Source organism: Oleiphilus sp. HI0086, from assembly GCF_001635225.1.
The window spans coordinates 1-463 of the sequence record NZ_LWFZ01000357.1 but is presented as its reverse complement, the minus strand read 5'-3'; the positions used below and the strand labels follow the sequence as shown (position 1 = coordinate 463).

Sequence of the window (463 nt, the reverse complement as noted above, 5' to 3'; positions counted from 1 at the left end):
ATGTTGGCAAGGTAATTTGTCCACTGAGCTAATTGTTTTTCGATGATGTGAATATCGATAGTGTCGGCTTGGTGGCGGTTTGCCTTGCTTTGTTTTAGCTTACTCAAGTGATCGTCAAGCGCAGTAAACAAAGTTTCAGCCATATTGAGTTTGTCAGAATAAAATAAAGACCTACCTAACTCCAGACCGATCAAAACCTTGTCTTTGTTATAGTCTTTCTCGAGAGCTAACCATTGCATGTAGGAACCTCCACTCACCTCGTGGATGACTTGAATCACTTCATTCCATAAGGCCTGTTTAACCAAGAGCCGGCTTAACTGTTTTAAAATTGCTAGGTTGTCAGCAGAGTCCTGGTAGTTGGTGATAAAGGAGCTAGAACTTAGTATATCTATGGCTTTCTCATTATGGCCTGCCTGTTCCCAGCTATAGGCTAGCCTTTTAATATTCGCAGCTGTGGCTTTGA

General features: G+C 41.9%; 1 protein-coding gene. It reads right to left on the bottom strand.

The window, feature by feature from the left end; translation table 11 throughout:
• The coding region (locus A3756_RS27250; RefSeq protein WP_197481166.1) for a hypothetical protein at positions 1-463 on the bottom strand (463 nt) is incomplete at both ends.